Source organism: Faecalibacterium sp. AF27-11BH (genome assembly GCF_003603005.1).
Lineage (GTDB): Bacteria > Bacillota > Clostridia > Oscillospirales > Ruminococcaceae > Faecalibacterium > Faecalibacterium taiwanense.
Genome location: NZ_QVGS01000001.1, coordinates 367,638 through 380,669, shown reverse-complemented (window position 1 = coordinate 380,669; position 13,032 = coordinate 367,638). Strand labels below are relative to the sequence as shown.

Here is a 13,032-nt window from a genome sequence, read left to right as displayed (position 1 = left end):
AGTGCCGCGGGGATTCCTGCTGTCCGCGGCTGAAATGGAGTCTATCATGATGGACAAAAAGCCGCACATCAAGCCCTATCTCTACGGGATGTTGGCAGGATTTGGAGCGATCTCCCTGAGCATCATCTTCTTTTTCCTGATCTACCGCTTCGATGGTTTTGGTGATGCCATCTCCACGCTGACCGGCATTCTGATGCCATTCATCTACGGTGCCGTCATCGCCTACCTGCTCAAACCTGTATGCAACACCATCGAGAGCTTTCTGCGCCGGTTCATCCCGGAAAAGATGCATGGTCTGGTCAATGTGCTGTCCGTTACGCTGACCATCCTGTTCGGCCTGCTCCTCATCTACGCTTTGTGCATGATGATCATTCCGCAGCTCATTACCAGCGTGACCACCCTGTACTACACTGCGCAGCGCAACCTTGCAAAGTTCGTGCAGTGGGCGAATCATGTGGAGTTCATTGAGAACAACCAGCAGATCATGGACATGCTCAACTCTGCTTATGCCACTATCAGCACCAATATCGACGATCTGATCAAGACCCGGCTCCTGCCCTCCATGCAGAACATCGTCAGCGGTGCCGCAGTGGGTGTGCTGAACGTAGTGACCATGGCCAAGAACCTGATCATCGGCATCATCGTGGCCGTGTATATGCTGGCCAGCCGCAAGCGCTTTGTACAGCAGGCCAAGCTGGTGCTCTACAGCATCTTCAAGCCCCGCTGGGCAGAGCTGATCAAGGAAGAAGTGAAGTACGCCGATAAGATGTTCGGCGGCTTCATCAACGGCAAGATCATGGATTCCGCCATCATCGGCGTGCTGTGCTATATCGGCTGCCTGATCTTCAAGTTCCCCAGTGCCCTTCTGGTTTCCGTGATCATCGGCGTGACCAATGTGATCCCCTTCTTCGGCCCGTTCATCGGTGCCGTGCCCGCCACCCTGCTGATCCTCATTCAGAACCCCATCAAGGCGCTGTGGTTCGTCCTGTTCGTTCTGGTGCTGCAGCAGCTGGACGGAAACGTGATCGGCCCCAAGATCCTGGGCAACACCACCGGTCTTTCCAGTTTCTGGGTACTGTTCGCCATCCTGCTGTTCGGCGGTCTGTGGGGTTTTGTGGGCATGATCGTGGGTGTGCCGCTGTTTGCAGTCATCTATGATGTGATCAAAAAGCTGGTCATCCACGGCCTGAAGCACAACAAGGAGATCGACCTGCTGCAGACTTACCACGACAGCTTCGGTGACCCGGAGGACGATGTTCCGGTAGAAACGTCTGCATCGGAAGCACCTCCTGCCGAAACAAATAATCTATAAATCACAATGCCCCGGCATTCCATGTGATACGCTACCCCTAGAGTAAACAGAGACAAAAACTCTGCGTACTCTGGGGGTATTTTCATGTCAAGAAAGAGCGCTCACTCTTCACGATTGACTGCTGCAACAGCCGCCGTTGCCAGCACCGTCTGTTCATCCAGATTCCGATGCAGGCTCATGTCGGTGCCATGAACCGAGCTGCCTGATACCGATTTTGCACAAAAAATTCGCCGTCTCCTTGTGGAAACGGCGAACAAAAACCTTATATTATTTTTTTCTACTTGACAGAATGCACTTCAGTGATTCAGCGCAGGTCCTGTTTTTTTATTTCTGTTTCGTGCAGGGCTTTCTGGCTGCGTTTTATGCCATCACTCCACGGTCACGCTCTTGGCCAGATTACGCGGCTTATCCACGTCACAGCCGCGCAGAACAGCCATATAATAGGCAAACAGCTGCAGCGGCACAATGAGCTGCAGCGGCATCAGAATGTCCTCATACTCATCCAGCCGGATCACGGCATCTGCCACGCCTTCCGGCACCACAGCATCCTTTGTGGTAAACAGCAGCACCCTTGCTCCGCGGCTGCGGGTCTCCTTGGCATTGGAAATGGTCTTTTCGTACACCTGTTTCTGGGTGGCCAGTGCGATCACCGGCACGCCATCGGTGATCAGGCTGATGGTACCATGTTTCAGTTCACCGGCTGCATAGGCATCCGAGTGCACATAGCTGATCTCCTTGAGTTTCAGGCTGCCCTCCAGCGAGAGCGCATAGTCGAACCCGCGTCCAATGAAGAAGCAGCTCTGGGTGTTCACATAGCGGCTGGCAAGGTACTTGATCTGCTCACAATCTGCAAGGCGCGGCTTGATGACCTCCGGTGCGCGCAGCAGCTGGGCCGTAAAGCGGCGGGTCTCTGCCTCGCTCAGCCGTCCGCGCGCGTAGGCCAGCCGCAGTGCAAACAGATACAGCACGCACATCTGCACCATATACGCCTTGGTGGATGCTACCGCGATCTCCGGCCCGGCGTAGGTGTACATTACATAATCTGCGGCACGTGCAATGGAGCTGCCAACCACATTCACGATGGCCAGCACCGGCACGCCGCGGCTCTTGGCCAGCTTGAGCGCTGCCAACGTGTCGCTGGTCTCGCCGGACTGGCTGATGATGATGACCAGATCGTTCTTTTCCAGAATGGGGTCCCGGTAACGGAACTCGCTGGCAATGTCCACCTCGGCGGGCACACGGGCCAACGTTTCGATGGCAGATTTGCCCACCATACCGGCATGCATAGCCGTACCGCAGCCCACCAGATGCACCCGGCCAATACCGCGCAGCACTTCATCGGTCAGCTCCGGGATGCGCAGCACCGGCAGTCCGTCCTCTACACGGGGGCTGACCGTGGCCATAATGGCCGCAGGCTGCTCGTTGATCTCCTTGAGCATAAAGTGGGGATAGCCGCCCTTTTCGGCAGCTTCCATATCCCAGTCCACCGTCAGCTGCTGGCGCTCCACCGGCTCACCAAATTCGTTGTAGAAGCGGATGCCCTCTGTGGTGCAGACGGCCATATCCCCTTCTTCCAGCACGCTGTATTTCCGGGTATACTTGAGCAGTGCCGGAATATCCGAAGCCACAAAGTTTTCGCCCTCGCCCCAGCCGACGATCAGCGGGCTTTCCCGCTTGACTGCAAAAATGGTGTCCGGGTAATCCCGGAACAGCACGGCCAGCGCATAGCTGCCGCGCACCTTGGCAAGCGCCTGCTGCAATGCACGCAGCGGGTCACCGGTATAGCAGCTGTCGATCAACTTTACCAGCACTTCGGTGTCCGTCTCACTCTGGAAGGTATAGCCTTTTGCGGCCAAGCGCTCCTTGAGCAGGCCGTAATTTTCAATGATGCCATTGTGCACAATGCTCACACGCGGGGTCGAATGCGGGTGGCTGTTCACATCGCTGGGCTCGCCATGGGTGGCCCAGCGGGTGTGGCCGATGCCGCAGAAGCTTTGTGCCAGCTGCTGCGCCGCCAGCTTTTCCCGCAGGGCGGTGAGCCGTCCTTTGCTTTTTACCACGCGGATGCCGCCGTCCAGCGCAAGCGCCACACCGGCGGAGTCGTACCCGCGATACTCCAGCTTTTCCAGACCATCCAGCAGCACGTCCTGCGCACTGCGCTTACCGACATAACCAACAATGCCACACATACAAAATACCTCCATACCGACCGTTCCCGCGCAAAAAGGCGCAGTGATATCCAGTCAGCTTCCTAGTACAGTTTATGTTCTTGTATGGCTTTCTTTGAAGGGATCTGTTGCGGTATTGCTGCCGTTTTTTGCCCTTCTCTGCGGCTGGTCTAGCCCTCAGCCGGAGAAACATCCGCCGAATCTTTCGATGATTCCTCTCCTCGTCACCCTCGCGGCTGTCACCCGCGTGGCCCGGCGCTTTGCGTTACCTGTGTGCTGCGCTCTCCCCTTTCTGATGCCCCATTATAGCACAAAGGCTGGCTCAGCGCCAGCCCAAAGTTTTATGAAGTTTCGGCCGCCAGACCAGCCGGTACATCATGAGCATGTTATGCAATGCCCGGTCGTACAGCACAAAGGCAACATTGCCCATGACCAGCGTTGCCAGCGAGACAGCCAGCGCGGTGGTGCGCAGCTCCTGCGAAATGCTGCCCGCCGGCACCAGCAGAAATACCAGCCCGTACATGGCCAGCACTGTGCCGTTGCACAGCAGCAGCTTGCAGACAATGCGCAGAACCGCAGGGCGGATGCGCTCAAACTTCGGCTTTGCCAGCGGGTAATACCCCAGCAAAAATACAAAGATCAGCGCTACTTCCTTATCCGGCACGAACAGCAGTGCCAGCAGGCTGACTGCCGCATAGGCCGTCAAAGCCAGCTGCATCCCGCACTCCACGCAGACTGTTGCAACAAGAAAGCCCGCCACTGCAGGCGCAATGAACATGGCAATGGGGATCACAGCTCCCAGCAGCATCAGTGCGACGCACAGCGCCGCCACAATGCCGCAGTAAGCCATGGCCCAGCTTTTTTGATGGTTTTGTTTCATGGGATCTCCCAGTTTTCGCGCTCAGCACCGGCTTCCAGCGGTTCCACCGCATGGTGCAGACCAAGCAGCATGATGTTATCCAGCAGGCCGCGGTTCAATTTGATGTCCAGCATACTGTATACGCGGATCAGATCGTTGGCGGCAGCCAGTGCCTGACGGCGGGCATTCTCCACCGCCGCAGCCTGTCCCCGCAGGTCGTTGACTACGAACACGTTGTAGCGGCCGCTGCTCTTGTCCATCTCAAAGCGCTCAGCCTTATCCAGCAGGTAAAAAATGCGGCCGATGCTGCTGCCGATGTAGCGCATGCTCTTGCGCTGGCTGGGGTCGTCGGTGGCAAGGGTGGAATACAGTGCACCGTAAATGTTGCTCATGGGTTCAGCGGCAAGAGAGTAGTTCTTGGCGCTCAGATTCATCTGCACCACGGCCTGATCCCGCTCCTGCACGAACAGCCGTTCCAGCGCCGGGTTCTCCTGCACGGCACGCTCATAGGCGCGGCGCAGCAGCAGACGGTCCACCGCACGGCGCAGGCGCTTGAGCGGCCGCAGCTCGCTGTATTTGCGGTCCTGCAGGTTGTGCCAGCCCAGCAGCACCTCCACCTGTGCGGCCAGCCGGATGCCCTGGGTCTGGCACATGAGCCTGCGCCAGGCCAGTGTGCCCGGGACCCGCTTGCGCTGGCAAGTGGCCTGCCGCCCGGCCAGACTGTCCGAAAGGATGGCAAACAGCACGCCGTTGCTCCGCAGCAGATGGCAGGAATATAATCCGTACGCCTCGTACAGCTGACGTCGCACCCCGCGCAGATAGCGCAGGTAGATATTGTAATCCCGGATGGTGAGCTCCGGCAGATATGGCCGCATCCTACCCTTCATACGCACCTTTTCCTCCTCGGAAGAACCGCAGAATAATAAGGTAAGTATAATCCATTTTCAGCCCGGGTTCAACCATCCTTTGTAAAAAGAGCATGAATTTGTCTCATCTTTGCCGCACATGGCACGGAACACAGCGTAAAACTTCCTGTATTTGCGTTCATTTCCATCTCCTGCCAATTCAGGTCCCGCTTTGTTTTTTTCCGGTAATTACCGGCTGCAATGTAAAAAGCCGCACTGGACAGCTCCGGTGCGGCAGGTAACATTTTTCAATTACTTCTTGTTAAAGCGGTTCGGTGCAGTGCGCTTGCCGTCAAAGCCGGACTTCGGCATCGGCTTTGCAGTGTGCTCAAACTTGGGCGCGCTGTAGTACATATACAGCTGGCAGGGGATCATGCCGTTGTACATCTTGCGGCGCTTGTTGGCACGCTTGCCGTAGTGGGTCTCAAAATCCATATCGGCAGTGATCGCATACACGCCTGCACAGGGGTGTGCTTCCATCTGCCGGCCCAGCGTGCGGGCCAGCTTTGCAGCACCTTCAATGGTGCTCATGCGCTCGCCATACGGGGGATTCGTCAGCACGATGGCCTCCTGCTTCGCGGCAAAGTCGGCCACATCAGCCACTTCAAAGTGGCAGCGCTTTTCCACACCGGCCAGCTTTGCATTGGCGTTGGCCAGAGCCACAGCGGCAGGGTCGATATCATAGCCAAAGGCTTCAAAGCCCACATCCAGCTTGGCCTCGGCCAGTGCCTTCTGACGCTGCTCTGCCCAGATGGCTGCCGGCACAAAGCCATAGCGCTCGGCGGCAAAGCGGCGCTTCAGGCCGGGGGCAATGTTCATAGCTTTCTGAGCAGCTTCGATCAGCAGCGTGCCGCTGCCGCAGAAGGGGTCCTCCACCAGACTGTCGCGGCGCACACGGCCAAGGTCTGCAATGGTAGCCGCCAAAGTCTCGCGGATGGGTGCCTCCATGGCGTTGCGGCGGTAGCCGCGCTTGTGCAGGCCATCGCCGGTGGTGTCCAGCATGATCTCACACTGATCCTTGCGCAGCATGAAGCGGATCTTGTACTCCGCGCCGGTCTCCGGCAGCACAGAGGTGTGGTGCTTTGCCATCAGGCGCTTGACCACAGCTTTTTTGATGATGCTCTGGCAGGCAGGCACACTGGACAGCTGGCTGTTCAGCGAAGAGCCGGTGACTGGAAAGGCTGCGTCTGCGGGCAGCAGCTCCTCCCACGGGATATCGTACACGCCGTCGAACAGGTCATCAAAGGTGGCGGCCCTGTAGCGGGCCAGCAGCAGCATCACGCGCTCCACCGTGCGCAGATTGAGGTTTGCAGCAGCGATCATCTCTGCGCCGCCGGCAAAGCTCAGACGGCCATCGTCCACGCGGATATTCTCTGCGCCGATGCGGGTCAGCTCAAATTTTGCAGTGGATTCACACCCAAAAAAGCAGGGCGCGATCAGTTCAAATTTTGCAGGCATTGTGGTTCCTTTCTTTTATTACGGAAAAAACAGACCTGCCCGATCAAATGAGACAGGTCTGTTTCCGTTATTTTGATCAGGCTTGAAAAGCGCAGGCCTTTCCGCTCAGCGGCGGCCACCGCGGCCGCGAGGCGCATAACCACCGCCGCGGCGGTTATTGGTCTCGTGATCAAGATCGGCCATCTTCTCTTCGCTCTGGCTCTTGAAGCGGCTCATCATGTCCTCAAAACTCATGTTATCGGAACGGACGGGAGCCTTGGGCTGCCATACACGGGGTGCGCTGTCGCGGGCAGGGCCTCTGCCGCCCTCACGCGGGGGGCGGCCAGCGCCGCCGCGGCCTGCACCAAAATGACCACCCTCGCGGGGGCCGCCCGGACGGGGACCACCAGAGCGCGGACCGCCTGCAGGGCCTCTGCCCTCACGCGCCGGGCGCGGAGGCGGCGGCAGCAGGCGCTTGATGGACAGCGCGATCTTGCCATCCGGTGCAATGTTGATCACCTGCACCTTGACGATATCACCATCGTGCAGAACAGCTGCAATGTCCTGCACGAACTCGTTGGACACCTCGGAAATATGGACCATGCCTACACGGCCCTCCGGCAGTGCGACAAAAGCGCCAAACGGCTTTACACCGGTGACGCGGCCCTCGAATACGTTCCCTACCTCAATTGCCAAAACTCAATACTCCTTGTTTTCCATAGAATGGGCAGCAATTCAGCTGCCGGTCACATCCACAAAGATGCGCTCGTTGGGTGCAGCGTAATTGTAAGAATCCCGCGCGACCCACTCGGTGATCTGGTCTGCATCGCCGCTGAGAATGCGCTGCATCTCCTCGTTTTCAGTCTTTTGCTGGGCGATCTGCTCGTTCAGCGTGTCCAGCTCCGCACGTTTGGAGCTGATGGTGACCTGATTGGAAATGTATGCTGCCAGCATACTCAGCAGCAGCAGGACAAAAAACACCCGTACAAGCGTTTTAACGACCACTTTCTTCTTGCGTTTTCTGCGGTCCGGTGCTGCCATGATCTCTTCTGCCCCCGTTGCATTTGACTCTTACTTTAACACATATGAATTATACATCATGCGGCGCTGGTTTGGCAAGTTCTTTTTGCGCTTTTTTGCAGTTCTTTTTGCGCTGCGGCGTAGTTTGCGCACCTTTCTCCGCCGGGCGCGCCGCCGCTCTGCCGGCCGGAGCACCCGGCGCTGTAAAACGCCTCCCGCTGCACGCAGCGGTGCACCCAGCACAAAGGCTGCTGCACCGGCACCGGCAAAGGCTGCCGCAGCCATGTACCAGCGCAGAACACCGGCACTGCTCTGCCCTGCTGCGTAGCTCTGCACAGCAGCCAGCACAGCACCCATCCACACCAGATCCGGCACAAAAGCTGCACGCCCTCTGGCCGGGAATACAGCCCGCAGTGCGCCGATACTGGCTCCCAGCACCGTGCAGGCAGCGATCTCCTGCCCAAGGGCTGCAGGCGGCAGTACCGGGATCATCGCAGCAGGCGGCGCAGGAAACCGCCCGCCGGTGCGCTGGCCGTATATTCCAGCGTGTCGATGCGGCCGGTGAACTTCGCCTCCCCGGTCTCCAGATCCAGCGCCGCCATGTTCAGCTGCGCCCCGGTCAGGTGCAGCGTGCCCTTGCCCGTTTCCATGGCAGCGCTGTCGGCATTGCAGTGCAGTACCTTCTGCACACCGGTCACCGTCAGGCGGGCGCGGCTTTCCAAGATCAGATCGTGCGGCGCGGGCTGCGGATCTCTGGGTGTTTTTTCCGGCATGGTTCGTCTCCCCTTTTCTGGTGCATCCTATGCACCGGACCGGGGCTTTTATGCCTGCTCGCCCTCTGCAATGATCTCGTACATCTCGCGGGCCACATCCTTGGTGCGCGGCTCCACATCCGAGAGCACCTTTACCTTGATGGGCCGGTTGCCGAAGGTCACCTCGATGATGTCGCCCGCCTTGACGGCCTGACTGGCCTTGGCGATCTTGCCGTTGATGAGGATGCGGCCTGCATCGGCCACCTCGTTTGCCACGGTGCGGCGCTTGATCAGACGCGAAACTTTCAAATATTTATCCAGACGCATGGTTCTTCCTCCTGTCACAAAAAAAGCCGCCGCACCCTCTTGCAGGCAGCGGCGGCAAAGCAGATACAGCTTACAGGGTGTCCTTCAGGGACTTGCCGGGCTTGAACACGATGCTGCGGGAAGCGGCAATGGTGATCGGCTCACGGGTGCGGGGGTTGATGCCCTGACGCTCGGCGCGCTCACGCATCTCAAAGGTGCCAAAACCGGAAATGGTGATCTTTTCGCCCTCAGACATGGCCTTGCTCAGTGCTTCAAACACAGCATTGACAGCCTGCTCAGCGCTCTTCTTGCTCATCTCAGTGTTCGCAGCAACCTGTGCGATCAGATCGGTCTTCGTCATAAAAATACCCTCCAGATTTGTTACTTGGTGTTCTTTTTTCTCTATCGGAGCAGGTCACTCGACCTGAGTACCGCTTTGTTCTTTCTGCGCCAGCAGTTCTGCACAATAGCGCTTGGATGCAAAGGTCAGCGCTTCCTCCGCGTCCACACCAGCCAGCCGCATGGCATTGGCCGCAGCAAACAGCAGTTCTCCCGCCGCCTGTGCGTCCTGTTCCCGGTTCCAGCCGTCCAGCGCTGCCTGCAAAGCCTGCCGTGCCGTTTCCGGCGCAGACTGCTCTGCCCCGCAGCGGTCGGCACGCTTCTGCAGCTTCTGGGCACGCATCAAAGCAGGCAGCGTAACCGGCACTGTGCCCAGCTCATCAGCCAGAGTGGTGCGGCCCTTTTCCTTATTTTTGAGCGCATCCCAGCCGTTTATACCCGCATTTTGTGCCGCCGAGGACGCAAAGATGTTCGGATGCCGGAACACCAGCTTCTCGCACACCTCACGGCAGACATCCTCAAAAGTAAAGCGCCCGCGCTCTTCTTCGATCACCGCGTGGAACGCCACCTGCATCAGCACATCGCCCAGCTCTTCCTGCATCAACTGCGGATCGTCAGCATCAATGGCCTCCAGCGCTTCGCAGGTCTCTTCCAGAAAGTTCTTCCGGATGGAAGCATGGGTCTGTACCTTATCCCACGGACAGCCGTTCTCCGGGTCCCGCAGGATACGCAGAATTTCCAGCAGCTGCTCTGCCGTATAGGGTGCCTTTGGCTGCCAGTCCAGCACAGCGCTCACCTGCCTTGTAAAAGATACTGTATATTGTATCGCATCTCATGCAGTTTTGCAAGACAAAGTGCGCAAATTTCCCGCATTTCGCCTGCATTTTCCGCTCGCAAAAACAGGACGGTGCCCTGTGGGGAGCGCCGCCCTGTTGCTGAACCGTTTTATTACAGCTGTGCACCGCACTTGTTGCAGAACAGTGCATCGTCCGAGACGGGAGCACCGCACTGCGGGCAGGCTTTGTGCTCTTCCGGTTGGTCAGCAGGAACTTCCTCGTGCACCACATATTCCACCTCGGCAGCTTCCGCCGGGGTCAGGGATGCTTTCAGACGGGCGATCTCCTGCTCGATGTTATCGATCATCTCGATATACTTATCCACCAGCGGCTGGTTTTCTTCCTTGCCCTTGGCCAGACTGTACACCAGTGCGCCCAACTGGCGCTGTGCCTTGAGCAGCTTGCCCTGCTCATTTACGATCAAAGCCTGAGTCTTGCCCTTTTCGGCCAGGTCCAGCGCAGCGTTCTTGCCTTTTTCGGCATATTCCAGACCCATTTCCTTGATCTTGTTGAAATCCATAAAAGACACCTCTCTTACTATCGGCCTGTTTATCGTTGGCCATGTGCGGATGTTATCTCCATTATAGCGCACAGGCCGCTCGTTTGCAATGAACGGACCGCATTTTTTACAGTTTGGTGCCGGTTTGGAAACAATTTTTTCGCATTCGGCCTAAATTCACACGATAATTTCACACATCGGCATTCTGTGCCCTGCGGTCGGCTGCGCCGCCATAGAATTCCCGCAGCATGCTGTCCTCCGGCAGCAGCTCCAGCTCCAGCGGTGCCACATGCTCAAAGCGGCGGGCTGTCTCGTCCCACAGCTCGGCATTGTGGCCTTCCAGCGTGAACTGACGGCGCACCACGCCCAGCAGCTTGGAGATCAGGCCCAGCTCGTAGGTAAAGGAGGTATCCAGCAAAAAGTCTGCCGTGGTTTTGAAGCCCTTGATATACCGCGTCTCACCGTCCAGCACGCGGTCCCACATGGCAAGGGTCTTTTCCGGGCTGCGGCCGCGCGCTGCAGCGTCCCGCAGGGTGCGGCGGCACAGGCGGATATCCTGCGTGTTGATGACGCGGCGGCCATCGATGCAGTATTCCTCCCGCAGGCCTGCATAGATGCGGTAGATGTCGTCGCCCTTTACAAGGCCGGTCAGCTCCGGGTTCAGCGCATGGATGCCCTCCACGATGCATACACCGCCCTGCAGGTCGATGGGCTCCACCTCTGCCGAGCGCTTTTCGGCAGAGAAATCGTAGATGGGCAGCACGGTCTTGCCCGTCTCGCTCAGCTCCCGCAGGCACTGCTTGATGAGCGGCAGATCCAGCGTATCGGGGTTCTCGTAGTCCAGCGTGCCGTCCGGCAGGCGCGGATAGAACTCTGCGCCTTTGAAGAAATTATCCAGACTGACCACCTGCGCCGGGGTCCCGCGCTTTTGCAGAGCCTTTGCAACGCAGTGGGCGCTGGTGGTCTTGCCGCTGGCCGACGGGCCGGTGAGCATGACGATCTTTGCGCCGGAAAGCTGCACTTTCTGGGCGGCGTAATCTATCCTTTGGGCATAGCTCTGCTCACTCAGGTCGGCAAGTGCCTGCGGGCTGCGGGCTGCCACATTGTACAGATCGATCTCAACCAGACGTTTGGGTACCCAAATCGTGATCATAAAAATCAGCCACTCCTTTTTTGCGTTCCAGCACCTCCGCAAAACGCTGGATATATTCGTTCGGATACTTAAAATTGAAAATGCGCTGCATCCGTTTTCCGCCGTCGGCCACCAGCTTGGTGCTGCCGCCTGCACCGGCGGAGAGGATGGTCTGGACTTCCTCCATGATATAGATGTTGTAATATCCCTCGTGGCCCGGCTTGCACCAGCCCACGTTTTCCAGGTTCTGCAGAGTATTCTTCTGGCGGTAGAGGTAGTAGGGCCGGTAACCCGCCTCGGCCAGCAGATTGCACTTTTCCAGCATGGCGGCGACGTCGGCGTAGTCGTTCTCCTTCTGGTCCTCAATGACGATGCGGGAAGCGCGCTTGAGGGTGAGGGTGTGCACGGTGATGTTCTCCGGGTCCAGCGCGATGGCCTGCCGCAGGCTGCGCTCAAAACTTTCCACCGTGTCGCCGGGCAGGCCGGCGATCAGGTCCATGTTGATATCATCATGACCGGCCTTGCGCGCTTCGGCATAGCAGTCCAGAATGTCCTGCGCCGAGTGCTTGCGCCCAATGCCCGCCAGCACCTCGTCCGAGAAGGTCTGCGGGTTGATGGAGATGCGGGTAGCGCCGTATTCCTTGATGACCGCCAGCTTTTCGGCATCCGTGCAGTCCGGACGGCCTGCCTCCACCGTATATTCCACGACCTTCGAGAGGTCAAAATTCGCCCGGACCGTGCCCATCAGCTGCCGCAGCTGGTCGGCAGACAGGCTGGTGGGCGTGCCGCCGCCAATGTAGATGCTGCAAAGGGTAAGCCCCGCCTTGTCAGCCTGAATGCGGATCTCTTCCACCTCTCGGCACAGACAGTCCACATAAGGCTGCACCATCTTGCGGTCGCGATCCAGATTGCAGCTGACAAAGCTGCAGTAGCTGCACCGGGACGGGCAGAACGGGATGCCGATGTACAGGCTGTAGGTCCCGGGTTCATTGCCCACTTTCAAAATCGGCTCCTGCAGGTCGGCAATGGCCTTGGCCATCTGGTATTTCTGCTGGGAGCAGTCGAACCGGTCAAGGAAGAAGCGGTCGATCTCCGCTTCCGTCCAGCCTGCGGCGCGCTTGTCGTGGATGAGCCGCACCGGGCGCACACCGGTCATTTTACCCCATGGCGGGCGGATGCCGGTCCAATCCCGCAGCAGATCATAGGTCAGGCTGGCAAGGCTGAATTCCGGGGTCTCGCCGCCCTGTTCCACAGGCGCGGGCAGCGGTGCGTGTCGTTCAGCACTTCTGCCGTCCTGACGCACCAGTGCATGCAGGCCGTCCGGCGTTTTTTCTGCCCAGACGCAGTCCTCGGCGTTCTCCGGCGGGGTGAGGGTGAGCGGTGCCATGGGGTAAAACAAACGCACCAGATGCTCCACTTCGTAGCCGGAAGGCAGGCCGGTAATATAAATCTTCATGTTGTTCACTC

At 58.3% G+C, this 13,032-nt stretch carries 15 protein-coding genes; 1 reads left to right on the top strand and 14 read right to left on the bottom strand.

The genetic code is table 11. The features are described 5' to 3' along the window. The first annotated feature begins 46 nt into the window (after nt 1-46). On the top strand, nt 47-1,312 hold the full coding sequence (locus DWY76_RS01740; protein ID WP_165852547.1) for an AI-2E family transporter: 1,266 nt from the start codon (nt 47-49) through the stop codon (nt 1,310-1,312). 368 nt (nt 1,313-1,680) lie between these two features. Here the strand turns inward: DWY76_RS01740 and glmS are convergent, their stop codons facing one another. From glmS to hemZ, 14 genes are all read right to left on the bottom strand, one after another. Continuing rightward, nucleotides 1,681-3,501 carry a glutamine--fructose-6-phosphate transaminase (isomerizing) gene (gene glmS, locus DWY76_RS01735; protein WP_044953441.1) on the bottom strand — a complete coding sequence of 607 codons (1,821 nt, stop codon included), beginning with the start codon at nt 3,499-3,501 and terminating at the stop codon, nt 1,681-1,683. Nucleotides 3,502-3,802: 301 nt separating this feature from the next. Continuing rightward, complete coding sequence (locus DWY76_RS01730; RefSeq protein WP_005940152.1) at nt 3,803-4,360, bottom strand: hypothetical protein; 558 nt, start codon at nt 4,358-4,360, stop codon at nt 3,803-3,805. Then, nucleotides 4,357-5,226, bottom strand: coding sequence for a DUF5685 family protein (locus DWY76_RS01725; RefSeq protein WP_044953440.1), 870 nt, complete (start codon nt 5,224-5,226; stop codon nt 4,357-4,359). The genes DWY76_RS01730 and DWY76_RS01725 overlap by 4 nt, the downstream gene beginning before the upstream one ends. Before the next feature lie 270 nt (nt 5,227-5,496). Continuing rightward, nucleotides 5,497-6,702 carry a class I SAM-dependent RNA methyltransferase gene (locus DWY76_RS01720; RefSeq protein WP_005940143.1) on the bottom strand — a complete coding sequence of 402 codons (1,206 nt, stop codon included), beginning with the start codon at nt 6,700-6,702 and terminating at the stop codon, nt 5,497-5,499. A 105-nt stretch (nt 6,703-6,807) separates the two neighbouring features. Further along, nucleotides 6,808-7,377: a S1 RNA-binding domain-containing protein gene (locus DWY76_RS01715; RefSeq protein WP_005940140.1), complete on the bottom strand. Its 570-nt coding sequence runs from the start codon at nt 7,375-7,377 to the stop codon at nt 6,808-6,810. Between the two features lie 39 nt (nt 7,378-7,416). Next, nucleotides 7,417-7,722, bottom strand: a complete 306-nt coding sequence (locus tag DWY76_RS01710; RefSeq protein WP_005940137.1) for a septum formation initiator family protein — start codon at nt 7,720-7,722, stop codon at nt 7,417-7,419. Nucleotides 7,723-7,752: 30 nt separating this feature from the next. Then, entirely contained in the window at nt 7,753-8,193 is a 441-nt protein-coding gene (locus tag DWY76_RS01705; RefSeq protein ID WP_120079515.1) for a hypothetical protein, read from the bottom strand. Continuing rightward, the gene (locus DWY76_RS01700; protein WP_005940132.1) at nt 8,190-8,474 is read right to left on the bottom strand and encodes a YabP/YqfC family sporulation protein; all 285 of its coding nucleotides are present in this window, start codon (nt 8,472-8,474) and stop codon (nt 8,190-8,192) included. The genes DWY76_RS01705 and DWY76_RS01700 overlap by 4 nt, the downstream gene beginning before the upstream one ends. A gap of 48 nt (nt 8,475-8,522) precedes the next feature. Then, nucleotides 8,523-8,780, bottom strand: coding sequence for an RNA-binding S4 domain-containing protein (locus DWY76_RS01695; RefSeq protein WP_005940129.1), 258 nt, complete (start codon nt 8,778-8,780; stop codon nt 8,523-8,525). Between the two features lie 70 nt (nt 8,781-8,850). Next, nucleotides 8,851-9,120, bottom strand: coding sequence for an HU family DNA-binding protein (locus DWY76_RS01690; protein ID WP_005940126.1), 270 nt, complete (start codon nt 9,118-9,120; stop codon nt 8,851-8,853). Nucleotides 9,121-9,174: 54 nt separating this feature from the next. Next, on the bottom strand, nt 9,175-9,885 hold the full coding sequence (locus DWY76_RS01685; RefSeq protein ID WP_044953479.1) for a MazG family protein: 711 nt from the start codon (nt 9,883-9,885) through the stop codon (nt 9,175-9,177). 161 nt (nt 9,886-10,046) lie between these two features. Beyond that, nucleotides 10,047-10,454, bottom strand: a complete 408-nt coding sequence (locus DWY76_RS01680; RefSeq protein WP_005940120.1) for a zinc ribbon domain-containing protein — start codon at nt 10,452-10,454, stop codon at nt 10,047-10,049. 169 nt (nt 10,455-10,623) lie between these two features. After that, nucleotides 10,624-11,586, bottom strand: a complete 963-nt coding sequence (locus tag DWY76_RS01675) for a nucleoside kinase (RefSeq protein WP_097774819.1) — start codon at nt 11,584-11,586, stop codon at nt 10,624-10,626. Then, complete coding sequence (gene hemZ / locus DWY76_RS01670; RefSeq protein ID WP_120079512.1) at nt 11,552-13,021, bottom strand: coproporphyrinogen dehydrogenase HemZ; 1,470 nt, start codon at nt 13,019-13,021, stop codon at nt 11,552-11,554. The genes DWY76_RS01675 and hemZ overlap by 35 nt, the downstream gene beginning before the upstream one ends. Between the last annotated feature and the right edge of the window lie 11 nt (nt 13,022-13,032).